The 22,290-nt window shown below is 59.7% G+C and carries 18 protein-coding genes; 8 read left to right on the top strand and 10 right to left on the bottom strand.

Going from position 1 to position 22,290, the window contains the following annotated elements:
• Nucleotides 1-110: 110 nt before the first annotated feature.
• The 7 genes from derI to AC13RM_RS16955 form a co-directional block, all read right to left on the bottom strand.
• Nucleotides 111-566 carry a D-erythrulose-4-phosphate isomerase gene (gene derI, locus AC13RM_RS16985; protein WP_113233208.1) on the bottom strand — a complete coding sequence of 152 codons (456 nt, stop codon included), beginning with the start codon at nucleotides 564-566 and terminating at the stop codon, nucleotides 111-113.
• 11 nt (nucleotides 567-577) lie between these two features.
• Entirely contained in the window at nucleotides 578-1,348 is a 771-nt protein-coding gene (locus AC13RM_RS16980; RefSeq protein ID WP_113233207.1) for a triose-phosphate isomerase, read from the bottom strand.
• Nucleotides 1,345-2,121 (bottom strand): DeoR/GlpR family DNA-binding transcription regulator, encoded by a 777-nt coding sequence (locus tag AC13RM_RS16975; RefSeq protein WP_374820414.1) that lies wholly within the window; start codon nucleotides 2,119-2,121, stop codon nucleotides 1,345-1,347. The genes AC13RM_RS16980 and AC13RM_RS16975 overlap by 4 nt, the downstream gene beginning before the upstream one ends.
• Nucleotides 2,122-2,235: 114 nt before the next feature.
• On the bottom strand, nucleotides 2,236-3,180 hold the full coding sequence (locus tag AC13RM_RS16970; RefSeq protein ID WP_113233205.1) for a sugar-binding transcriptional regulator: 945 nt from the start codon (nucleotides 3,178-3,180) through the stop codon (nucleotides 2,236-2,238).
• A gap of 127 nt (nucleotides 3,181-3,307) precedes the next feature.
• Nucleotides 3,308-4,240 (bottom strand): sugar phosphate isomerase/epimerase family protein, encoded by a 933-nt coding sequence (locus AC13RM_RS16965; RefSeq protein WP_374820412.1) that lies wholly within the window; start codon nucleotides 4,238-4,240, stop codon nucleotides 3,308-3,310.
• A 28-nt stretch (nucleotides 4,241-4,268) separates the two neighbouring features.
• Nucleotides 4,269-5,780: a glycerol-3-phosphate dehydrogenase gene (locus AC13RM_RS16960; RefSeq protein ID WP_374820410.1), complete on the bottom strand. Its 1,512-nt coding sequence runs from the start codon at nucleotides 5,778-5,780 to the stop codon at nucleotides 4,269-4,271.
• A 91-nt stretch (nucleotides 5,781-5,871) separates the two neighbouring features.
• On the bottom strand, nucleotides 5,872-7,422 hold the full coding sequence (locus AC13RM_RS16955) for an FGGY-family carbohydrate kinase (RefSeq protein ID WP_374820408.1): 1,551 nt from the start codon (nucleotides 7,420-7,422) through the stop codon (nucleotides 5,872-5,874).
• Nucleotides 7,423-8,325: 903 nt separating this feature from the next.
• Between AC13RM_RS16955 and AC13RM_RS16950 the strand changes: the two genes are divergently transcribed.
• The 7 genes from AC13RM_RS16950 to AC13RM_RS16920 all read left to right on the top strand — a co-directional run bounded on the left by AC13RM_RS16950 (nucleotide 8,326) and on the right by AC13RM_RS16920 (nucleotide 17,055).
• The gene (locus AC13RM_RS16950; RefSeq protein ID WP_488555324.1) at nucleotides 8,326-8,982 is read left to right on the top strand and encodes a DUF2291 domain-containing protein; all 657 of its coding nucleotides are present in this window, start codon (nucleotides 8,326-8,328) and stop codon (nucleotides 8,980-8,982) included.
• Nucleotides 8,979-10,523, top strand: a complete 1,545-nt coding sequence (locus AC13RM_RS16945; RefSeq protein ID WP_488555323.1) for a sugar ABC transporter ATP-binding protein — start codon at nucleotides 8,979-8,981, stop codon at nucleotides 10,521-10,523. The genes AC13RM_RS16950 and AC13RM_RS16945 overlap by 4 nt, the downstream gene beginning before the upstream one ends.
• A 22-nt stretch (nucleotides 10,524-10,545) precedes the next feature.
• Complete coding sequence (locus tag AC13RM_RS16940) at nucleotides 10,546-11,598, top strand: ABC transporter permease (RefSeq protein ID WP_041678207.1); 1,053 nt, start codon at nucleotides 10,546-10,548, stop codon at nucleotides 11,596-11,598.
• Between the two features lie 100 nt (nucleotides 11,599-11,698).
• Nucleotides 11,699-12,646 carry a D-ribose ABC transporter substrate-binding protein gene (locus AC13RM_RS16935; protein WP_069615621.1) on the top strand — a complete coding sequence of 316 codons (948 nt, stop codon included), beginning with the start codon at nucleotides 11,699-11,701 and terminating at the stop codon, nucleotides 12,644-12,646.
• A gap of 268 nt (nucleotides 12,647-12,914) precedes the next feature.
• The gene (locus AC13RM_RS16930; protein WP_488555343.1) at nucleotides 12,915-13,670 is read left to right on the top strand and encodes a DeoR/GlpR family DNA-binding transcription regulator; all 756 of its coding nucleotides are present in this window, start codon (nucleotides 12,915-12,917) and stop codon (nucleotides 13,668-13,670) included.
• Nucleotides 13,671-13,723: 53 nt separating this feature from the next.
• Entirely contained in the window at nucleotides 13,724-15,253 is a 1,530-nt protein-coding gene (locus AC13RM_RS16925; RefSeq protein ID WP_488555322.1) for an FGGY-family carbohydrate kinase, read from the top strand.
• Between the two features lie 59 nt (nucleotides 15,254-15,312).
• Nucleotides 15,313-17,055 (top strand): glycerol-3-phosphate dehydrogenase/oxidase, encoded by a 1,743-nt coding sequence (locus tag AC13RM_RS16920; RefSeq protein WP_488555321.1) that lies wholly within the window; start codon nucleotides 15,313-15,315, stop codon nucleotides 17,053-17,055.
• A 9-nt stretch (nucleotides 17,056-17,064) separates the two neighbouring features.
• Here AC13RM_RS16920 and fba read toward each other — a convergent pair whose 3' ends face one another.
• Nucleotides 17,065-18,129 (bottom strand): class II fructose-bisphosphate aldolase, encoded by a 1,065-nt coding sequence (fba, locus tag AC13RM_RS16915; RefSeq protein ID WP_488555320.1) that lies wholly within the window; start codon nucleotides 18,127-18,129, stop codon nucleotides 17,065-17,067.
• Between the two features lie 457 nt (nucleotides 18,130-18,586).
• Between fba and AC13RM_RS16910 the strand changes: the two genes are divergently transcribed.
• Entirely contained in the window at nucleotides 18,587-19,720 is a 1,134-nt protein-coding gene (locus tag AC13RM_RS16910) for a mannitol dehydrogenase family protein (protein WP_488555319.1), read from the top strand.
• A gap of 135 nt (nucleotides 19,721-19,855) precedes the next feature.
• Here the strand turns inward: AC13RM_RS16910 and AC13RM_RS16905 are convergent, their stop codons facing one another.
• The gene (locus AC13RM_RS16905; RefSeq protein ID WP_488555342.1) at nucleotides 19,856-20,728 is read right to left on the bottom strand and encodes a lysophospholipid acyltransferase family protein; all 873 of its coding nucleotides are present in this window, start codon (nucleotides 20,726-20,728) and stop codon (nucleotides 19,856-19,858) included.
• A gap of 116 nt (nucleotides 20,729-20,844) precedes the next feature.
• Nucleotides 20,845-22,266 (bottom strand): cytochrome P450, encoded by a 1,422-nt coding sequence (locus AC13RM_RS16900; RefSeq protein ID WP_374820389.1) that lies wholly within the window; start codon nucleotides 22,264-22,266, stop codon nucleotides 20,845-20,847.
• Nucleotides 22,267-22,290: the final 24 nt, after the last annotated feature.

Genomic DNA, 22,290 nt, shown 5'->3' with positions numbered 1-22,290 from the left:
ATGACGAAACCAATCAGGCGAAGGCGCTTTAAGCGCCTTCGCCTGTCGTTTGAGCTCGATCCGGCTGGGAGACGGCCATCCGCGTGGCATGACCTCACTTGAAATCACCCTTAACGGGCGTTGTACTTCGCATCGACCTCGTTCATGGCCTTGACGTTACCGGCCGAACGGCCGTTCTCGTCAAAGGTCTGCGCCAGGAAGGCGTCGGCGATTGCTTTGGCGAGTTCGGTGCCGATGACGCGGGCGCCCATGGTGATGATCTGGGCGTTGTTCGAGAGCGCTGCGCGTTCTGCCGAATAGGTGTCATGGGTCAAAGCAGCACGAATGCCCGGCACCTTGTTGGCCGAGATGCAGACGCCGATGCCGGTGCCGCAGACGAGGATCGCCTTGTCATAGGTGCCGTCGATGACGCCGGAGGCGACGCGGTCAGCGAGATTGGCGTAAAACGCATCGGGGCCTTCATCGGTGCGCGAGACTTCGCTCACCTCGAAACGCTCCTTCAGATGATCGGCGAGAATCTTGGCGAGACCTTCACCGGCGCTGTCACCAGCAATAGCAAGCTTCATGATATGTCTCCTCAGAGTTTGGCGGCGCACTTGGCGAGGATGTCGAGATAGCCTTCGACGTTCCAGGCGGAGCGGCCGATGAAAAGCCCGTCTACATTCGGGCAGGATATGAGTTCTTCACAGTTTTGCGGATTGACGGATCCGCCGTAGAGGCATGGAATCTTTCGGCCGAGCACCTTTTGCGCGATCGCAATGATCTCGGCCTGGCGCGCATCGGCATAGGAAGGCTCGGCGGGGATCCCCTTTTCGCCGATCGCCCAGACCGGCTCGTAGGCCAGCAGGATTTCAGTCTGCTTCTGGGCGTCGGAGAGCTTCGACAGAGCACCGACGACCTGCTCGCTTAGGATCTCCGTTGCACGGCCGCTTTCGCGATCAGCCAGCGTCTCACCGATGCAAATCAGCGGGATCAGGCCATGACGGACAGCCGCCTCGGTCTTGAGACCGACGGTTTCGTTGGTCTCGCCAAAATACTCGCGACGCTCCGAATGGCCGAGCTCGACAATGTCGAGATTGCAATCCTTCAGCATCAGCGGCGAGATTTCCCCCGTCCAGGCACCCTGATCGGCCCAATGCATGTTTTGGGCACCGACCTTCACGGAGCTTTCCGACAGGATCGACTTGACCTCGCGCACGGCCGTGAACGGCGGAATGATGAAACGCTGAATGCGATCATCGCGCAGGGTATCGGCAACACGCAGCGCCTCGGCGAAAGCGCGTGCCTCCGCCAGCGTCTTGTTCATCTTCCAGCTCGTGCCGATCCAATAGCGAGGCTTCTCTGTCATGTCATATCCTGGTTCGAGGCGATGGTAAGGGCGATGCCGTCGCGGCGAAATTGCTCGACAATGGCGGCGTCAGGCATGTGATCGGTAATCACGGCATCGAAATCGCTCAGATCGGCCATCACATGCAGGGCCGTATGCCCAATGCGCTGATGGCTGACGAGGAGGCAGCTTTTTGCCGCCGACGCAATCATCGCCCGCTTCGTGCGCACGACGTTGTCGTCCATATGATAGGCGAGCCTACCGGAAACGGCTGGCGTCGACAGGAAGGCGATATCGGCCCTCAGCCGCGACAGCGCCTCCTCGGTGACGACGCCGAGAAAGGCGTTGAACTTCGCGGAATAGACGCCGCCGAGCGCGATCAGCGTAATGCCGCTTTCGTTCTTCATGCGGTCTATGATCGCGGCATTGTTAGTGATGAGCGTCAGCGGCCGCTTCTGCAACAGCATCTCGCCTAAAACGGCGGCCATGGACCCGTCATTGATCATGACGGTCATGCCGGGCTCGACCAGATCGAGTGCAGCGCGCGCCATGGCGAGCTTTTCGTCATGGCCCTGGCGCTCGCGGAAACGGAAATCGCTTTCGAACTGCGTGCCGGCATCGATGGTCGCGCCGCCGCGAACCTTGCGCAGCACGCCGGCCTGCTCGAGATCATCGAGATCGCGGTGGATCGTCATCTTCGATACGACGAACCGATCCGCCAGATCGTCGAGATCGACGGTCTTATGCTCGATGAGCAGATTGATGATCGATTGCTGGCGCTCTTCCCGTTTCACCTTGCACTCCGACCGTTGGTCCGAAATGGAACTTCGAGAAATATAACATCAAGATCTAACAATTCAACATTTTTATTGTTACATTGAGGTAAATTCATGTTCTCACAGGCAGTATCACTCCTCGCTCTTCAACAGTGCCTGCGCTGTTTTCTCGTCCGTGATCAACCCGTAGAGACAGCGGCTCTTTAGGACCGCGCGGATGGCCTCGACCTTCGGTAATCCGCCTGATAGTGCCACCAGCCGCTCGCTCTTCGTGCGCGGCAAGGAGGCAGACAATGTGCGAGACGTCAGCGTGGTCTCAAGGATATTGCCGTCGGCATCGAAGAAATGGCCGAGAATTTCGCCGACGCCACCGGCCGCAGTGATCTCCTTGATCTCCTTCGGCTCCACCATCCCCGACAAGACGAGCTGCGCATCGGTGTCGACCGTGCCGAGACCGACCAGCTTAAGATCGGCGCCGTTTGCAAGATCGAAGACTTCCTTCACGCCGCGCTGGGCAAGCAGCACGTCGCGGTCTTCGCGGGTATTGGCGAAGAACGGTACCGGCATCACATGCGATTGCATGCCGGTCTTCTCCGCGATGCGATGCATGACGTCATAGGGGTTGGCTGCGTAGTTTCTGGTAAGCCCGCCGAGCAGCGAGACGAAGCGTAAGTCCTTGGCGCTGACGCGCGCCATGTGATGCACGGCAGAGGAGAGCGTTCGCCCGTGGCCGAGGCCGATTACCTTGTTGCTGCCGCCTTCGATCTCACGCCGCAGGAAGCCGGCGCCCGCCTGGCCGAGCGCGCGAAACTCGAAGCCTTCCTCGCCGAGATCGGGCGCGACCTCGCAATATTGTAGCCCGAAGCGTGCCGAAAGCTGCGCCTCAAGTTCGACGCATTCGACGATATCGCCGTCGATCGTCACCTTGACGACGCCTTCGGCAACCGCGCGCGCGATCAGGCGATGTGCCTTTACCGAGGGAACGCCGAGACGCTTTGCCACTTCGGACTGGGTCAATCCGCCGGCATAGTGCAACCATGCCGCCCGCACGGCGAGCGAAGCATCCGCATCCGTCATCGTCCGTTCCTTTTCACTTCGTTCCGCATATTCCCTCGCCTGCTCTCTCCGGCCATAACGCTCCGATCCGGCTACCTCCTCGAAAGAATTTGGTGCCTGATGAATCGGGACTCGGCCGCTCCACCGGCTAGATATGCAAGTCGTTGGCGCCCGTGTCGATATGAGGCGCCCAGAAGGCAATACTTTCGGCGATCTGCGCGAGAACCTGACGATCGTTGGGCTCACGCTCCTTGAACGACAATTCCAGGCAGATTTCGTTGTCCTTGGCACCACCTTCGGCAAACGCCTTGAGCAATGGTTCGGGCTGGATGCGGCCTTTGGCATTGAACTCCGCCGTGAAGGGACGGTGCCCGCCCTTGTCCATCAGGCTCTGCTTGATATGGATGATCGGAGATACCTTCGGCACGGCGCGCGCCCAGGCATAGGGATCATAATCGTCGGGATTGGCCGAGGTGACATCGCCGTGATCGATGTCGGCCATCATCCACATCGGAATGGCGAACGGCGCCTTCGTCAGCCTGTCCTGCAGGGAAAGGCAGGCATCGATCGTCTCGCCGAATTCGCGGCCGATGCTCATCGGCTCCCAGAAGATGTAGGAGAGGCCGGCAGCCCGGGCATGTTCGGCCACCTCGTCCCAACACTCGATCGCGATCTCGATCAACTCCTCGCGCCGGACCTGGTCGTCATAATCCTTGTAAGTGAAGATTGCGAACTGCGTGCCGACGGAATGACCGCCGAGATCTGCGGTGATATCGGCAAAGGTCTTGAACCAGTCGACATAATAGCGGCGGACATCCTTGTCGGGATGGCCGAAATGGTTGAGACGGCCATAGGGACCGGTCATGCCTGAGGTTACGCGAACGCCGGTGCGCTTCAATGCCGCCTGCATGTCCCGCGTCAGCCGGCGAATGACCGGCGCCTGCCAGCTCGGATTGATGAATTCATGCGTCAACTGCAGATCGCGGATGCGCAGATCGCGCGCAACCGTCTCGATCAGGTCGGCCGGCTCGGCAAAGCGATTGACAAGCGGGTTGGTGTTGAGTGAAAGCGTCAAGGGCATTTTAGGTCTCCCGGCAAGGTCTGTTGGGTCAGGCGGCCAGCGCCAACTCGGCGTCGAACCATGCCGCGAAATCCGCCTTCTCTTCGGCCGTCATGCGCAGACCCTCCTTGGTGCGGCGCATCAGCACGTCTTCGGCCGCCTGCGCCCATTCAGAAGCCACGAGATAGCGAACCTCAGCCTCATAGAGATTGCCGCCGAAATGGCGACCGAGTTCTGCGAGCGACGTCGCATTGCCGACGATCTGCCTGGTGCGGGCGCCATAAAGATGGCCGTAGTGATTGACGAGCGCTCGCGGCATCCAGGGATAGGCCGCCCGCAGGGTATCGGCAAAGGCAACGTAATCGCCATTCGGAATCTCGCCGCCCGGAAGCGTGGCACCCCGCGTCCAGTCGCCGCCCATCTTCGGAAAGAATTTTGCAAGCCGCTGCATCGCGTGCTCGGAAAGCTTGCGGAAGGTGGTGATCTTGCCGCCGAAGACGCTCAGGAGCGGCGCACCGCCAGTCTCGTCGAGATCGAAGACATAGTCGCGCGTGACAGCAGACGGGTTGCCCTTGCCATCGTCGAACAGCGGGCGGACGCCGGAGAAACTCTCGAGCACGTCGGACCTGCGCAGCTTCTCCTTGAAGTAGCGATTGACCGCCGTGATCAGATAATCGATTTCCTTCTCGTCGGCCTTCACCTCTTCCGGCTTGCCTTCGTAGGGAATGTCGGTCGTGCCGATCAGCGCCTTGTCACCTTCATAAGGGTTGATGAAGATCACGCGCTTGTCGTGGTTCTGGACGAGATAGGCCTGCTGGCCGGCCCAGAATTTCGGAACGATGATGTGGCTGCCCTTGACGAGCCGGACACTGCGCTGGCTGTTCGAGCCGACGACACGGCCGATAATGTCGTTGACCCAGGGGCCGGCAGCATTGACCAGCACGCGGGCGCGGACGGTCCGCACCTCGCCGGAGCGCTCGTCGCGCATCTGGACGACCCAGTTCCCCTGATCGCGTCGCGCGCTGACGCAAACCGTGCGCGTCAGTATCCGCGCGCCCTTGGCGGAAGCATCGAGAGCGTTGAGAATGACGAGTCGGGCATCATCGACCCAACAGTCGGAATATTCGAAACCCTTGGAATATTGGTCCAGGATCGGCGCCCCTTCCGGATCGCGATGAAGATCGAGCGAGCGGGTACCCGGTAGCTTCTTGCGGCCGCCGAGATGATCGTAGAGGAAGAGGCCAAGACGCACCAGCCATGCGGGACGATCCGTCGGGCTATGCGGCAGTACGAAGCGCATCGGCCAGATGATGTGGCTTGCCGAATTGAGCAGCACCTCGCGCTCGATCAGGGCTTCACGTACCAGGCGGAATTCGTAATATTCAAGATAGCGCAGGCCGCCATGCACCAGCTTGCCGGAGCGCGAGGACGTACCCTCAGCGAGATCCCCCTTCTCGCACATGATAACCGAAAGGCCGCGGCCGGCTGCATCGCGCGCAATACCGGCACCATTGATGCCTCCGCCGATCACGAAAAGATCAAAGATTTCCGGTTCCATCATGTCATGCTCCTAAGGATGCCCTTGTTCGAATGCTGTGGGCATCATCAATTCAATCTTCAAGAGCGGCGCTCGCCCGCCGCCTTTGTATCGGCTAGTGCCAGGCCAGCTTGTCCCAGGCGGGCGCGAGCGCCTGACGCACGTCCTTGTAGGCATCGAACAGGCGGTCATAGCGTTCGACATTTGCGGGATCGGGCGCCTCGGCCTCGCCCAGCAACGGCGTCACCCAGTCGACAATGCAGCTGTCCATGTCCGGATAGGCGCCGATCGCGACGGCGGCCATCATCGCGACACCGGCAGCCCCCGCCTCCTCGCGGTCGGAAATGCGCACCGGCGCCTTGACGGCGGCCGACAGCGAACCACGCAGCGCACGCGAGCGAGCAGCCCCTCCGGTGATGCGCAGCTCCGAAGGCATGTCGCCCATGGCCGCGTAGCAATCGCGCGTTGCCATGCCGAGCCCCTCGACCACGGCCCTCAGCATGTCGGTAAAGCCGTGCCGGGTCGAAAGTCCGGTAAAGCCGGCACGCGCATGTGCATTGACAAAGGGACCGCGCTCGCCGGCCTCGGAAATATAGGGATGATAGAGAAGGTTCGTCGGACGCGATTCGGCAAACCAGGCATCGATGCGCGGAATAAGGTCGGAATAGGAAACCTCGCTGCCGCCTGCGGACATCAAATCCGCCGCAACCTTGAGAATCCAATCGATATTGATGGTTGCGCCCATGTTCGTCTGAACCTGGGTGACGATACCGGGGATCGGCAAGGCGATGACATATCCCGTCCCCTCTTCGTTGAGTTGGACATCGGGCACGGCCTTGGCGCGCATATGTACGCCGGTCGATCCGATCGTCGAGCAGGCGGCGTTCTGGCCGCCAGTGCGAACGCCGGCGCCAAGTGCGGTCATGACCATATCGACGTAACCCAGGCAGACCGGCGTTCCGGCACGTAAACCGGCGGCCTTGGCCGCGGCCTCCGTCAGAGGGTGGCTGATCTCGGTTCCGTCGACAATCTCGGGCAGAAGCGAGCGCCGGCGGGCAAGGCCGAGCGCATCGATGACAACAGGATCATATTGCCGATTGCGGAAATTACCGAAGGTGAAGCTCGCTTCCGATGGATCGGTTGCCCGTATGCCGGTGAGATTCAGGTAGAGCCAGTCCTTGCAATGCAGCGCCGTCTCGGCCCGATCGAGAAGCTCGGGCATGAAGCGTTCCATATGGGCGAGCTGCGCACCCTGCTGGCAGGTATTGAGCCCCGTGCCCGTCGCCTCGAAACGGGCGCGGTTGCCGGCCGCGGCGCTCAGGCGCGTGACGGTCGGTGCCGCGCGGGCGTCAAGCCACAGCCAGGCATCGCCGACCGGAGCATTGCCGGAGCCGACAAGCCAGGTGCCGTCGCCTTGGCCGGTAACCGCGATCGCTGCCGTTCGGGCGGCAAGATTGCCGACCTTCTCACCAAGGCCGCGCAATGCACTGAGACAATCCGACCACGTCTGGCCGAGCGATTGGGTGACCGATCCGTCTTCTCCCGTCTCATAGCGATTGCGCGCTGAAGCTGAAGCGATCTGCCGCCCGGACAGCTCGAAGGCAACCGCCTTCAAAACCGAGGTACCCGCATCGATCCCGATGATGATCCTGTCGCCTTTAGACATTGCACGCCAGCTCCACCATACGACACCCTGCGGCAGGAGCATCGGCAACCATCACAAACATTTTCATTCCTCCTCACGCGGCCAAGGGCATAATTCTACGCCAGGTCGCATCTATCGTCGCCATCGTACTCCCCACTCCAAGGGAAGGATCGCGAACGAAGCACCGGCGCGCACCCGACATCAGCCACGCAATGGATCCCAAGCATAGCTGCGACCCATCAATCAGCTCGCGGCTTTATAACATAATCATATCGTTGTTACAGTAATATTTTTCTGGTGTTGTAATTTTTTTCATATAAAATGGATGTGATTGAAGGGTAGGCCGTGGCAAGAAAGGACTGCAGCAACGCATTGGAGGAATACGAATCAACAACCTAGCCCTCCCGGATCGAATCAGGGAGGCTGTTGGGAGGCGTCTCACGATCTCCTTACAATACTTATATATATCAATTTATTATCAAAAAGCTTTAATGCCAAGTCGACCAAAATGATGCCGGTCGGCTAAGCTCGGAATAAAGCCCCTAAAGCGAAAGCTTCGAGTGTGAAAAGGCTGGAAGTGCTGAGGCCCACGGAGGCCGGTCGAATAAAGGGTTTGTTAAATCATGGTTGACACGCTTAAATATTTATAACATATAAAATGCAGAAATTAACATACTTATATCACAAATGTCGCATGGATGCGGCAATTGTGAACCCAAGATGGGCGACTGGAGGAGACAGCCGTCCGCACATTGAGGAGGCTCCTGATGTTGAATTTCCTTTCCGGTGACGGCGCAGCCGGAAGCCAAGCGGAGCGCTCAAAGGCGCGAACGCGCAAGCCCCGCTTCCGTTAAGCCGGATCGCGGCACTTTTCTCCCTTTCTCCATCAGGCACTCCGGCTGACATGCCCAAGGTCGTTTGAACATGAATACGCAAGCTCAATATGCAACTGCCAAGCCGACGGGCTCCAAGCTCAAGATCGTCGCCGGCATCGCCGCGGTGGTGATCGTCATCGGCGCCATCGCTGCCGATACCAAGGTGGTCAAGATCGGCTCCGAGCACGATGTGCGCGAACAAGGTTTCCAGCCGGAGACCTATGGCGCCGAAGAATTCCCGAAGGTGCAGGCCGATGTCGAAAAGCGCGCCGTCGATGCGGTGACGCTCGCCAATGCGGTTCTGGCCGACAAGAAGGCCGCTGGCGCAAAATACGGCGTTGCCACCACCACCGGACCCGTCCTTCCCGTCTCCTTGACCGGCACCTTCGGCGAGCGCAAGGCCAATCTCAACGAGTTCAAGGTCAACGGCCTGCCTGACGGCGTCACCATACGGGTACAAACAGGCCCCGCGATCAACGGCACCGATCTTCGCGATGCCACCGGCAAGATCGAATTCGGCCAGTTCACCAATCAGATCGAATATCAGGATGCCGGCTCCGCCATCAACAATGAGATGAAGAAGGCGACGCTTGGCAGCCTGGATCCGGAGAAGCTGACGGGCAAGACGGCGACGGTCGTTGGGGTGTTCAAGCTCATCAATCCCAAGAACTGGCTCGTCACCCCGGTAAAGGTCGATGTGAAATGAGCCAGGTCCAGCACAATGGCGCTACCACGGGCGAAGTCGTTCTCGCCGCCCGCAACGTCGCCAAATCCTATGGCAGTGTTCATGCGCTGAAGGGTGTCAATTTCGATATTCGCCGCGGCGAAGTCACCACTCTTTTCGGTGAAAACGGCGCCGGCAAATCGACGCTGATGAAGATCCTGTCCGGCGTCATCCAGCCGACATCGGGCGAGATCATTCTCGATGGCGCACCGATTTCCTTCGCCTCCTCCACCCATGCGCGCGCCTGCGGCATTTCCATCATCCATCAGGAATTGAGCCTGGCGCCAAACCTCAGCGTCCGCGACAACATCTTCATGGGCCGCGAGATCATGAAGGGCGGCGTGGTCGATTTTGCCGAGGAAGAGCGCCAGACCCGGGCGCTGATGGAGGAGCTGGAAGAAAATATCGATCCGCTCACGCCCGTCGAGGATCTGCGCCTCGGCCAGCAGCAGATCGTCGAAATCGCTCGCGCCTTGTCGGTCAATTCTCGCATCTTGATCATGGACGAGCCGACCTCGGCGCTCAGCGCCAGCGAGGTCGAAGTCCTGTTCAAGGTCATTCGCGACCTGACGAACCGCGGCGTGTCGATCGTCTATATCTCGCATCATTTGGAAGAGGCGCTGCAGATCACCCATCACGCCGTCGTTCTACGCGACGGCAACATGACCGCCTATGCCGAACGCAAGGACATCAATCTTGAATGGATCGTGCGCAACATGGTCGGCGATAATTTCGACCTCGGCAGCCCGCCGGCAGGCCATAAAATGGGCGATGTGGCGCTGACGATCGACAATCTCACCGTTCCCGGTCCGTCGGGCGCCGCATATAACGCCGTCGACCGTCTGTCGCTTGCGGTTCGCGCCGGCGAGATCGTCTGCATCTACGGTCTGATGGGCGCCGGCCGTACCGAACTGCTCGAATGTGTGGCGGGCCGGCTTCGGTCGAGCGGCGGCCGCGTCCTCCTCGGCAACACGGATGTCGGCGGTCTGTCCATTGCCGGACGCATCGCGCAGGGGCTGGTGCTGGTGCCGGAAGATCGCCAGCGCGACGGTCTCGTTCAGACGATGACCGTCGGCTCGAACCTGTCGCTTGCGAGCATCGGCGCTTTCACCAAGGGTCTTTTCACCTCGAGCGGCCGCGAGCGGTCGCTGGTCAGCGACTCCATCCGCAAGGTTCATATCAAGACCGACGGCGGCGATGCGGCAATCGGTTCGCTGTCTGGCGGCAACCAGCAGAAGGTCGTCATCGGCAAGATGCTGGCAACCGATCCTCGCGTGATCCTGCTCGATGAGCCGAGCCGCGGTATCGACATCGGCGCGAAGGCTGAGGTCTTCAAGCTGCTCGCCGAGCGCGCCAAGGAGGGGCTGGCGGTGATCTATTCGACGTCGGAAGTCGCCGAGTGCCTGAGCATCGCCCATCGCATCATCGTCATGCACCGCGGCAAGATTTCTGCCGAATTCGGTCCTGATGTCACCAAGGAAAAGATCATGGCCGCCTCGGGCGAAGCAGTGGTCGGGCACTAGCCGCATTCATGGAGCACTGATTATGTCAGTCACGAACATTACAGATAAGAAACCAGTATCCAACGGACAGCGGCGGAATTTCAGTCTCGTGCGGCTGATCCTGGAGGGACGCGCCTTCTTTGCGCTGATCGTCATCATCGCGGTCTTCTCCTTCCTGTCGCCCTACTACTTCTCGCTCAGCAACTTCCTGACCATGGCCTCGCATGTGGCGATTTTCGGCATCCTTGCCATCGGCATGCTGCTGGTCATCCTCAATGGCGGCATCGATCTTTCCGTTGGCTCGACACTCGGCCTTGCCGGCTGTATCGCCGGTTTCCTGATGCAGGGCGTCACGCTGTCGAGCTTCGGCGTCATTCTCTATCCGCCGGTCTGGGCCGTCGTCGTGCTGACCTGCATTCTCGGCGGCGTGGTTGGTGCGGTCAATGGCGTGCTCATCGCCTACCTGCGCGTTCCAGCCTTCGTCGCCTCGCTGGGTGTCCTCTATGTCGCCCGCGGCATCGCCTTGCTGATGACCAACGGCCTGACCTACAACAATCTCGGCGGCCGCCCCGAACTCGGCAATACCGGTTTCAACTGGCTGGGCTTCAATCGCCTCGCTGGCGTTCCGATCGGCGTCATCGTCCTTGCCGTGCTTGCGATAATCTGTGGCATCGTGCTCAGCCGCACCGCCTTCGGCCGCTGGCTTTATGCCTCGGGCGGCAACGAACGCGCCGCCGATCTTTCCGGCGTTCCGGTCAAGCAGGTCAAGATCGCAGTCTATGTGCTTTCGGGCATTTGTGCAGCCATCGCCGGCCTCGTCCTGTCCTCGCAGCTGACCTCGGCCGGCCCGAACGCCGGCACCAGCTACGAGCTGACCGCAATTGCCGCCGTCGTCATTGGCGGTGCCGCATTGACCGGCGGCCGCGGCACGGTGCGCGGCACCATGCTTGGCGCATTCGTCATCGGCTTTCTGGCGGATGGCCTCGTCATCATCGGCGTCTCGGCCTACTGGCAGACGGTCTTTACCGGCGCAGTCATCGTGCTCGCCGTGCTCATGAACAGCATCCAGTACGGACGTCGGACCAAATCCGGCTGACGTTGCATCAAGACTTGTCCCCGGTCGGTGAGATACCGATCGGAGAAAGGACCGCCGGTTCGCCGGCATTACCAGAGCTCATCAAAAGGGAGAGAGACTAATGTTCAAAAAAGGCTTGCGCATCGTCATGGCAGCAGTTGCTGTGGCACCGCTTCTGACTGGGGCCGCATGGGCCGCCGGCCAGATCACCGTCATCGTCAACGATCCGTCCAACCCCTACTGGCTGACGGAAGGCAATATCGCCAAAGCGACCGCTGAGAAGCTCGGCTATACGGCAACAGTCGGTGCGCATAAGGGCGACACCAACACCGAAAGCAACCTGATCGACACGGCCATCACCAACAAGTCGGTCGCCATCATCCTCGATCCGGCAAACGCTGACGGTTCCGTCGGCGCGGTCAAGAAGGCTGTTGCCGCTGGCATCCCGGTCTTCCTCGTCAACGCTGAAATCAACCAGGAAGGCCTTGCCAAGGCTCAGCTCGTTTCCAACAATGCCCAGGGTGCAGCGATCGGCGCTCAGCAGTGGGTCGAAGCCGTTGGTGACAAGGGCAATTATGCCGAACTCTTCGGCTCGCCTTCCGACAACAATGCCGCTACGCGCTCGAACGGCTACGAAACCGTCCTGACCCAGTATCCCGACCTGAAGAAGGTTGCCAAGGAAGTCGCCAACTGGGACCGCACTCAGGGCCACAACAAGATGCAGTCGATACTGCAGGCTCACCCGGACATTACCGGCGTGATCTCCGGCAATGACGAAATGGCGCTTGGTGCGATTGCCGCTCTCAAGGAAGCCGGCAAGCTTGCCAATGTCAAGGTCGGCGGCTTCGACGGCTCGCCGGATGCTGTTGCCGCCATCAAGGCCGGTGAGCTTCAGTACACTGTTCTGCAGCCGGTTGCCGTCTTCTCCGAAGAAGCCGTCAAGCAGGCCGACAGCTTCATCAAGACCGGCAAGACCGGTGCCAAGAGCGAAAAGCAGCTTTTCGATTGCATCCTGATCACCAAGGATAATGTCGACAAGTACACGGCACCCTTCGTTCTGTCCGAGTAATGATCTGGGGGCGCCGCAAACCGGCGCCCCCATCCCTTGGCCGCAATGGGCGGCACCCTGGCTGCACATAAGACAGAACTTGCAGAAATCCTGATAGCGAACTGTTCTTTATACTTTTTTCCATAGCGTGACGTTCGCTGCAGCAAGTTAATCTCCGCAAGGCTCAGTGTCAGAGGCCAAAGTGACAGACAAGACAAGCCCCGTATCATTCCTGCAAGACGAGCTGCCGAGCGACAGCCGGCATTCGCGCCAGATCGCCAGGCGCCAGATGATCGCCGAAGCCGTGATGGCGGAAGGTTCGATGCGCATCGAGGATCTCACCGATCGCTTCGGCATTAGCCTGATGACGGCTCATCGCGATGTCGACGAACTGGTCAGCCGAGGCCTGTTCCGCAAGACGCGCGGCATCGTATCGGCCGCAGCGACCAGCCTGATCGAATCGAGCGACGTCTATCGCGCCAACCGGCAGGCAAGCGAAAAGATGATGATCGCCGCGGCTGCCATGCAGTTCATCGAGCCTGGCCAGGCAATTTTCCTCGATGATTCCACCACCGTCCTGCAGATGGCGTCGCAGCTGCCGGCCAAGGTTCCGCTGACGGCGATCACCAATTCGCTAACTCTGATGAATGCGCTGAAGGACATGCACGACGTGACGCTTCTGGCGCTCGGCGGGCAATATTATAATTGGTGCAACGCCTTCATGGGGCGGATGACGATCAACGAAATCAATCGCTTGCGGGCGGATGTGACCTTCATCTCGATGTCGGCCATCATCGACGACGTGGTTTTCCATCAGTCGCCCGAGATCGTCGATATCAAGCGCGCGATGTTCGAAAGCGCCGCCAAGCGCATCTTGCTGATGGATCATACGAAATTCGAACGGCGGGCGCTGCATAGTTTTGCGCATCTGAGCGAATTCGATGTCGTCATCGTCGATGAGAAGACACCCGCCGCCCATCTGGAGCGTATGCGCAACAAGAATATCAACGTGGTCGTCGCCAAAGGCGACAAGGAGCGGTCCTGAGGCTGAAGCCGGCAACGGCCACCTCTTTTCGTTCATGATCAGGAGTCACGGGAATGCCGAGTCTGCTCGGAATTGACAGCGGTTTGACCGTCACCAAAGCCGTCATCTTCGACATTGACGGAACGCCGCTTGCCGTTGCGCGCCGTCGGGTGACCCAGTTCATGCCGAAGGCACGTCATGTCGAGCGGGACATGGACGAACTCTGGAACCAGACGGCCGACGCCATTGCCGAGGCAATCAAGCTCAGCAACCGCCCTGCAAGCGATATCCAGGCGATTGCCGCAACCGCTCATGGCGACGGCATCTATCTGCTCGACAAGGCAAAGAAGCCGCTCGGACGCGCCATTCTTTCGCTCGACAGCCGCGCCGGATCAATCGTCGAACAATGGCTGGAGAGCCATGTTGCCGAAGCATCTTTGAAGCTGACCGGCCAGTTGCCGCATGTCTCGGCCCCATCGGCTTTGCTTGCATGGATTAAAGCCAATGAGCCCGAACGCTTTGCTGAGATCGGCCATATCCTAAGTTGCAAGGACTGGCTGCGCTTCTGCCTGACCGGCATTGCCGGCACTGACCGGACCGAGGCGAGCACGTCGTTTACCAATGTCACGACCCAGGATTATGCGCCGGATGCACTAAGGCTCTTTGGGGTCGATGAAATCACCGGCGCTTTGCCGCGGGCCTCGCGATCCGACGAAATCGTAGGATACGTGACAGAAGCCGTCGCAGAGCGCACCGGCCTTGCCGAAGGCACGCCTGTCGTTGCCGGTCTGCATGACGTGACCGCCTCAGCCCTTGGTGCCGGCGGCTATGCGTCCGGTGTCGTCGCCATCATCGCCGGCACCTATTCGATCAACGAGACGCTCTCGTCGGAACCGCGCGTCGACGGCCGCTGGTTCTGCCGCAATGCGATTACACCAGGCCAATGGAACAATATGTCGATCTCGCCTGCATCGTCGGCGAATTATGAATGGTTCCTCGACAAGCTCTGCGCGAGTGAAATTGCAAGCGCCGAAGCAGCGGACCAGTCGATCCATGCCGTGCTCGGTCCCGAGATCGAGGCAGCGTTCAATCGACCATCGAGCGCGCTGTTCCACCCCTATCTCTTCGGCTCGCCCTATGGCGCTAAGGCAAGCGCCAGCTTCTTCGGGCTTGGCGGCTGGCATGATCGCGGCGACATGCTGCGCGCCGTTCTGGAAGGCATTGCCTTCAACCATAAGATCCATGTCGATGCGCTAAGCGACGGTTTTTCCTTCAATCAGGCAAGGCTGGCAGGCGGTGTCTCGCGCAATCCGATCGTCGTGCAGATGTTTGCCGACGTGCTCGGCATGCCCGTTACCGTGACGGAAACCGATGAAGCCGCCGCCTGGGGGGCAGCCCTTTGCGCCGGTGCCGGGATTGGCGTCTATGCCGATCCGCAAAGCGATCCGCGCGATGTCGGCAAGATCGCCCGAACCTATTCTCCGGATCCCGCCCGCAGCGCAGACTACCGCATCCGCTACGACCTCTTCCGCGACATCGCTGAAGCGATGACGCCGCTCTGGCCGCGGATCGGCAATCTCTCAACCCAGCACTCCCAAGGCTAGACCGCCACTTGCGTCGCGAAGCCAGGGCTATCGCGGCAGTTCACCAGGACAATGATGTTATGACCGATATGGCCGCCGATCTGAAACAACGCTTCTCGCAACTTCAAGACGGAGACATCGATGTCGTCATCCTCGGCGCGGGCGTCAATGGCGCGGGGCTGTTTCGCGATCTGTCACTGCAAGGCGTCAACTGCCTGATCATCGATAAATCGGATTTCGGCTCCGGAACGAGTGCAGCGCCATCCAGGCTGATCCATGGTGGCCTCAAATATCTCGAAACCGGCGAATTCGGCCTGGTCGCACAGTCGGCACTTGAGCGAAACCTTCTGCTCAAGAACGCCCCGCATTATGTCGAAGCACTGCCGACCTTCGTGCCGATCTTCTCATGGACACGCGGCATCTGGGCGGCCCTGCGTACGTTGACAGGTTCGACAACCGCCCCGCGCAGCCGCGGCGCTTTGCTTATCAAGATCGGGCTCGCACTTTACGATTTCTTCGGTTCGCGCAACCGCGTCATGCCGCGCCACCGGTTCCTTTTGAAGCGCCGGGCGCTGAAGGAAATGCCGCATGTCACGCCTGAGATCGTCGCCGGCGGTATCTATTACGATGCCAAGATCAGCCGGCCGGAACGGCTGGTCTATGAACTGGTCAATGACGGACTGGAGGCGAACAAGGCTTCCTTGGCGGCAAATTCGACCCGGCTGGTTTCCGCTGCCGATGGCCTGCTGACCTTCCAGCGTGCGGATGGCTATGCCTTTTCGGTCAAGCCGAAGCTCGTGGTCAATGCTGCCGGCCCATGGATCGATCACGTCAACGCTGCCCTCGGTGCGCCGGCCCATCTGATCGGCGGCACCAAGGGATCGCATATCCTGCTCGATCATCCGGAACTGGTGCGCAGCCTGAACGGCCATATGATCTATTTCGAAGCTGATGATGGCCGCATCTGTCTGGTCTATGGCTATCTCGGCCAGGTGCTTGTGGGATCGACCGATATTCCTTGCGACGATCCAGACAATGTTCGCTGCGAAGAGCCGGAGATCGACTATTTCATCGACAGCGTCAGGTCACTTCTGCCGAGCCTGCGCTTCGACCGCGATCAGGTAACCTACAGCTATAGCGGCATCCGCCCCCTGCCCGCCTCGGACGCCTCGTCGCCGGGCCTGATCAGCCGCGATCACTCCGCACCCGTCTTCGAGCCGCAGCCAGGCCGCCCCTTCCCGATCATCTCGCTGGTTGGCGGCAAATGGACCACATTCCGCGGCTTTGCCGAAGAGGTTTCCGATACCGTGCTGGCTCGCCTTCAAATCCGCCGCAAGACGTCCACGGAGCGGCTTGCGATCGGCGGCGGCCGAGATTTCCCGGTAGACGCCAACGAGCGTGCGAGGTGGATCAAGTCCGTCGCGGCAAAGGCTGGCGTCGAGGCCAGCAGAGCGGATGAGCTGCTCGGCCGATACGGTACGACGGCAGCGGCAATCCTCGCCTATCCTTCAACCTATAGCGACAGCCAGCGCATCAGTGGCGCGCAGCGTTATAGCGCGCTTGAGATCGATTGGATCGCGCGGCAGGAGATGGTCGTGCATCTCTCCGACATCGTCTTCCGGCGTACGACCATGGCGATCGAGGGCCTGCTGACGATCCAGGGCTTGCGCGAAATCGGCGCCATCGCCGCAGCAGCCCTGCAGTGGGACGCACAGCGACTGGCCAAGGAGATCGACGATGTCGTTGCATCGCTATCGAAATTCCACGGTCAAACCCTGAGCGAAGAAAGCGTGCGCCGTGCAGCAAGCCCGGCAGCGCGCTGATCATCTAATTCAGGAGAAAACCGGGTCGAGGGAACCGGACTTGTAACGTTTGGCCATTTCGGCAACGGAGAGCGGCTGGATGCGCAAAGCGTGACCGGCCGTGCCAAACTGTTCGAAGCGCTCCTTGCAGAGCTTGGTGAGCGCCGCCATGGCGGGCTTCATATATTTACGAGGGTCGAACTCGCTCGGATCTTCCTGCAGCACGCGGCGGATCTGACCCGTCATCGCCATGCGGCCATCGGTATCGATGTTGATCTTGCGCACGCCATTCTTGATGCCGCGCTGGATCTCTTCGATCGGCACGCCCCAGGTCGGCTTCATCTGGCCGCCATATGTGTTGATGATCTCCTGCAATTCCTCAGGCACCGAGGAGGAGCCATGCATGACAAGGTGGGTATTGGGCAGCTTGCGATGGATCTCTTCGATCAAGCTCATCGCAAGCACCGAGCCATCCGGTTTGCGGGTGAACTTATAGGCGCCATGCGAAGTGCCCATGGCGATCGCCAGTGCGTCCACCTTGGTCTCGCGCACGAATTTCACCGCCTCGTCCGGGTCGGTAAGCAACTGATCATGAGACAGCTTGCCTTCCGCCCCATGACCGTCCTCAGCCTCGCCTATGCCGGTTTCCAGCGACCCGAGCACGCCAAGCTCGCCCTCGACGGAAATACCGCCAAGATGCGCCATGTCGGTCACCGTCTTGGTCACGCCGACATTGTAGTCCCAATCTGCCGGCGTCTTGGCATCCGCCTTCAGAGATCCATCCATCATGACCGAGGTGAAGCCGGCCTGGATCGCCGTCATGCAGCTCGAGGGATCATTGCCGTGGTCCAAATGCACGCAGACGGGGATATGCGGATAGATTTCCACGACTGCGTCCATCATGTGTTTCAGCATGATATCGTTGGCATAGGCTCTCGCGCCTCTCGACGCCTGCATGATTACGGGCGCGTTGACCGCATCGGCCGCTTCCATAATGGAAAGCGCCTGTTCCATATTGTTGATGTTGAAAGCCGGAACGCCGTAGCCGTTTTCAGCGGCGTGATCGAGTAACTGCCTTAAGGTGATACGTGCCATTCAACTCTTCCCTGGGTCATGATGGGCGGCTAAGATCGCGTGGATGTTGCCATTTGCAGTAAAGCATCCTCAATCGCAAATATAACAACAAATAATGACGAAATCACAGTTTTTGTGATATTTTCTTCGATTTTACAAAAGGAGCTCAGTCGAGAGTGCAAGGGCAGAGATTGCTGTATCTGCGGGAGAGATCAGACGGCCCCTCGGCACCCAACCCATCGTCAATTTGACGCCAACAGCGAGGCATGATGGCTCCTTGAATAAGCAATCGAAGAATGCGATCGAGTCCGCGCTCCTCGAACTGCTGCTGCATCCCGACCTGCATAAAAACATTGACTGCCCAAGGTTTCGCTGTTTTCTATGGATAAAAAACAGAATTGGACGGATGTATGAAGGTTGCATGTTGCCTCAGCCAGACGATCCTATTCATCAACATCGAATATGGGAGGAAAGTGGCGTGAGCTCGCGGATCATCCAGTTTGGCACCAGCCGGTTCTTGCAGGCGCATGCGGCATTCTTCGTGCACGAGGCACGACAATCCGGCCAGGATGCCGGCCCCATTGCCGTCGTTCAGGTCTCAGGCGCCAGCAGCCGCAGCGGGCGCGTTGCTGCCTTCGGCAATCCAGAAGGCTATCCCGTCATCATCCGCGGCATGTCGGACGGGCATGCCGTCGATCGCACCGTGCAGGTCACCAGCGTCGATCGCGGTCTCTCTGCAGTCGAACACTGGGAGGAGCTGTCAAGGCTCTTTGCCGAGGATACCGAATTCGTCATCTCCAACACCGGCGAAACCGGTTACAAGATATGGCCGGAGGAAGACCGCTTCGGCACAAACGATCAGGTTCCGCGATCCTTCCCCGCCAAGCTTGCCGCGCTCCTCGTCAGACGCTGGCGAGCCACCGGGCGCCCCATGGTCATCCTTCCTTGCGAACTGATGACGGGCAACGGCCGCGTTCTGAAACAGACGGTCATCGATTGCGCCCGGCTCAACGATGTGCCGGCTGAATTTTATACGTGGCTCGACGGCCACATCGCCTTCGCTGAGACCCTGGTCGATCGCATCGTTTCCGAGCCGATTGAGCCGATCGGCGCCGTCGCGGAACCTTATGCGCTGTGGGCGATCAAGCGCGCGCCGGGTGTTCGCGCACCATGCCACCACGCAAGCATCGTGCTGACCGACGATCTTGCCCCTTATGAGCGCCTGAAACTGCATATCCTCAATCTGGGCCACACCTTCCTTGCCGAAATCTGGCAACGCGAAAATCGGCCGGCGGACGAAACCGTGCGCGCCATACTGGCCGACAAAGACATAAGGGCCAGGCTCGATACTCTCTATGAAAGCGAAGTGCTGCCCGGCTTTGCCGCAAACGGCATGAGCGATGAGGCGAAGGCCTATGTCGCAACGACACTCGACCGCTTCCTCAATCCCTTTCTAGACCATCGAATCGCCGACATCAGCCAGCACCACCCCGAAAAGGTCGCCCGCCGCATCCACGCCTTCCTGGATTGGGCAGACAAGGGGGGTACTGCGTCAGGCATGCCCATGCTGCGGCAGATAGCGAAACGCTATCCTTTGGCTGGGGCTACATGATGACGTCCGTCGGAGCAAAGCATCCAATTAGGTCTGGACGACAAAGTGCCCGTCCACGCAGGCGCACCATCTTAGTCGAGAGACCGTTCGACAGGCAACCGATTCACTGGATCGATGCCTCTCCGTCAGCGACATTCATTGCAATCGGTTGTCCACGAAATACCATTGCTCCGGATATTTGTGCACAATCGGTTCGATCATCTGGTTCAAACGATTTACATCCTCAATGAGCTGACCCTGCGTTTCCTCTGCTTCGAGCCATACGAACGGCTCGATTACTCGGAGCGTGAAATCTGCACCCTTCTCCCGAACAATATAAACCGGATAGATCAATGCATTCGTCCTCCGCGCCATGCGGGCGACGAGAGCATAATTGCCTTCAAGATGCGCGGGCCTTCCGAAAAAAGGCGCCCGGATGTACCCGTTGAAACCCTCGTCACAGAACATCAGCAGATTGCCGCCGTTCTCCAGGATTCTCAAGGCTGGGCGCACGAAGCTGCGGCCGGGTTTCAAGATTCCAAGGCCCGCCCCCTTGCGCAGCCGGTTGACGATATAATGGCGTGAGCGGCGTTTGGGCGGGTCGTAATTCATGGTGACGTCGAGCCCCATGTCGAGAAGGCAATGCCAGAGTACCTCCCAGTTACTAATATGGGGCGCGATGAAGATCACCGGCCCTTTGCTGCAACACTCAACTAATCCTTCGGTGCCAATCATGCGGACGTGCCGCCGTGCCAGTCTCGGCACGACTGAATATTCCGCCATCTGCCGCCCTTGAGAATCGGCATAAGCCCTGAGAAGCTTCTCGATCTCTGCATCGCCAAGCTCGGGCCTTATCATCTTGAGATTGGCTGTAGCGCGCGCGTAAGCACCCTTGTGGAAGCGGGGTGCCAGCATGCGTCCGAGCCAACCGCCAAGGTCGGAGCAGAGGCTCGCCGGCAATAGCATGAAGGCAAAATAGAGGATGAGATCTATGGCGTTGTGGACATTCTCGTAAAGCCAATAGCGCAGAAATGCCTTGCGCCGGTCCCGGCCAGCGGCGAAATCGGCAAGGGGCGGAGCTTTCGGAGGCTCATAGGTCCACGCCTTGCGCTTGCCGGCGACGACTTTTTTATCGGTCTCGGTCGTCATCCCCGGCGCCTATGCAATGTCACGGGCATGCCGTCACGGGGACGAAGCGTCAGACGGCATTGTGGCTGGACCTTATGCCCATCCCTGATCCGAACGCGAAAACGCTGGGCCAGGATCGCCAGGCAGAGGATCGCTTCGGTGAGGCCGAATTGCAGACCGGGGCATACGCGTGGGCCGGCGGCGAAGGGAATATAGCTGTAGGGCGCCGGCCGTGCCTCGCCGAGGAAACGCTCCGGATAAAAGCGATGCGGCTCGGGGAAGAGCGACTCCGTACGATGCAGGATCCATGGCACGATCAGAACTAGCGCCGCCTTGCGGACCCTCACGTCGCCGATCTGGTCCGGCTCGGCGGCCTGGCGTGCCAGGATCGGTACCGGGGGATAGAGGCGCAACGTCTCTTCGATGACCGCGCGGCACCAGTCGAGCTTTGCAACATCATCGATCGAGGGGACCAGATCGCCACAGACAGCCTCGATTTCCGCATGAACCGCCTCCTCTACCCAGGGCGCACCTGCAAGCAGATACCAGGCCCAGGTCAGGGTCGCCGCCGTGGTTTCGTGGCCCGCCATAAAGATGGTGGCAGCCTCGTTGCGAAGCGCCACCACATCGAGTTTCAGCTCGGGATTGCGTTGCTGACGACGGATCAACAGTTCGACCATGGAACTGTTGTCACCCTTGCCGGCCACATGATCTTCTATCACCTGATCGATGATCCGATGAATGCGTTTCACCGATCGGCTCAAGCTCGGCGTCCTGATGATCGGCAAACCCTCATCGAATCCTAGAAAATAGCCGAAATTGACCGAATCGACCAGCGACTGGTAGCTTGCAAAGCCTTCGGTGACCGCATTGGCGCTCTCCTCGCCAAGATCATTGCCGAAGACGCTACGAGAGATGATCTCCGCCGTCAGTCCCGCCATCTCGAACAGGGCGTTGACTTCAGCGCCTTCACCCAGGCTCTGCCATCTATCGGCAAGCTCGCTTGCTGTGCTCTGCATGATCGCGCCAAAGGCCGGCACGCGGTTTTTATGCACTATATCGGAGACCAGCGGCCGACGTTGTTTCCAGGTTTCCTTGTCGGAAATGAACAAGCCGTCGCCCAAAAGATATTCCAGCGCGCGGCGCATCTGCGGCGTCTTACGCTCGAAATTCTCATGGCGTTTGGCCACGACATAACGGATGGCTTCAGGCGAATTGACGATGATGAGCTGGCGGCCCAGAAGCTTGAACTCCGCCACATGCTCGCGATAATCGGCGCGGCGCCAGATCGACAGGAAGTCGCTGCGCGCCTGCAGCATCAGCTTCAACGGCTGGCCGGGTTTCCCGTTATAATAAGCTGCGTGAGCCGGCTCGAAATATCGCGAGGATTGAACGGCGTGTTCGACGATTTCGGTTTTCTGATCAAGCCAGGCCAGCATAGCGGTGCAGAACTTTCGCGCCTT

This window comes from Martinezella sp. CNPSo 3732, assembly GCF_057784515.1.
This window is presented reverse-complemented; position numbering and strand designations above follow the sequence as displayed.

What these genes read in the sequence shown, in the direction of transcription:
- derI (WP_113233208.1), bottom strand. Translation starts at nt 566, where the DNA reads ATGAAGCTTGCTATTGCTGGTGACAGCGCCGGTGAAGGTCTCGCCAAG.
- AC13RM_RS16980 (WP_113233207.1), bottom strand. Translation starts at nt 1,348, where the DNA reads ATGACAGAGAAGCCTCGCTATTGGATCGGCACGAGCTGGAAGATGAAC.
- AC13RM_RS16970 (WP_113233205.1), bottom strand. Translation starts at nt 3,180, where the DNA reads ATGACGGATGCGGATGCTTCGCTCGCCGTGCGGGCGGCATGGTTGCAC.
- AC13RM_RS16965 (WP_374820412.1), bottom strand. Translation starts at nt 4,240, where the DNA reads ATGCCCTTGACGCTTTCACTCAACACCAACCCGCTTGTCAATCGCTTT.
- AC13RM_RS16960 (WP_374820410.1), bottom strand. Translation starts at nt 5,780, where the DNA reads ATGATGGAACCGGAAATCTTTGATCTTTTCGTGATCGGCGGAGGCATC.
- AC13RM_RS16955 (WP_374820408.1), bottom strand. Translation starts at nt 7,422, where the DNA reads ATGTCTAAAGGCGACAGGATCATCATCGGGATCGATGCGGGTACCTCG.
- AC13RM_RS16950 (WP_488555324.1), top strand. Translation starts at nt 8,326, where the DNA reads ATGAATACGCAAGCTCAATATGCAACTGCCAAGCCGACGGGCTCCAAG.
- AC13RM_RS16945 (WP_488555323.1), top strand. Translation starts at nt 8,979, where the DNA reads ATGAGCCAGGTCCAGCACAATGGCGCTACCACGGGCGAAGTCGTTCTC.
- AC13RM_RS16940 (WP_041678207.1), top strand. Translation starts at nt 10,546, where the DNA reads ATGTCAGTCACGAACATTACAGATAAGAAACCAGTATCCAACGGACAG.
- AC13RM_RS16935 (WP_069615621.1), top strand. Translation starts at nt 11,699, where the DNA reads ATGTTCAAAAAAGGCTTGCGCATCGTCATGGCAGCAGTTGCTGTGGCA.
- AC13RM_RS16930 (WP_488555343.1), top strand. Translation starts at nt 12,915, where the DNA reads ATGATCGCCGAAGCCGTGATGGCGGAAGGTTCGATGCGCATCGAGGAT.
- AC13RM_RS16925 (WP_488555322.1), top strand. Translation starts at nt 13,724, where the DNA reads ATGCCGAGTCTGCTCGGAATTGACAGCGGTTTGACCGTCACCAAAGCC.
- AC13RM_RS16920 (WP_488555321.1), top strand. Translation starts at nt 15,313, where the DNA reads ATGACCGATATGGCCGCCGATCTGAAACAACGCTTCTCGCAACTTCAA.
- fba (WP_488555320.1), bottom strand. Translation starts at nt 18,129, where the DNA reads ATGGCACGTATCACCTTAAGGCAGTTACTCGATCACGCCGCTGAAAAC.
- AC13RM_RS16900 (WP_374820389.1), bottom strand. Translation starts at nt 22,266, where the DNA reads ATGCTGGCCTGGCTTGATCAGAAAACCGAAATCGTCGAACACGCCGTT.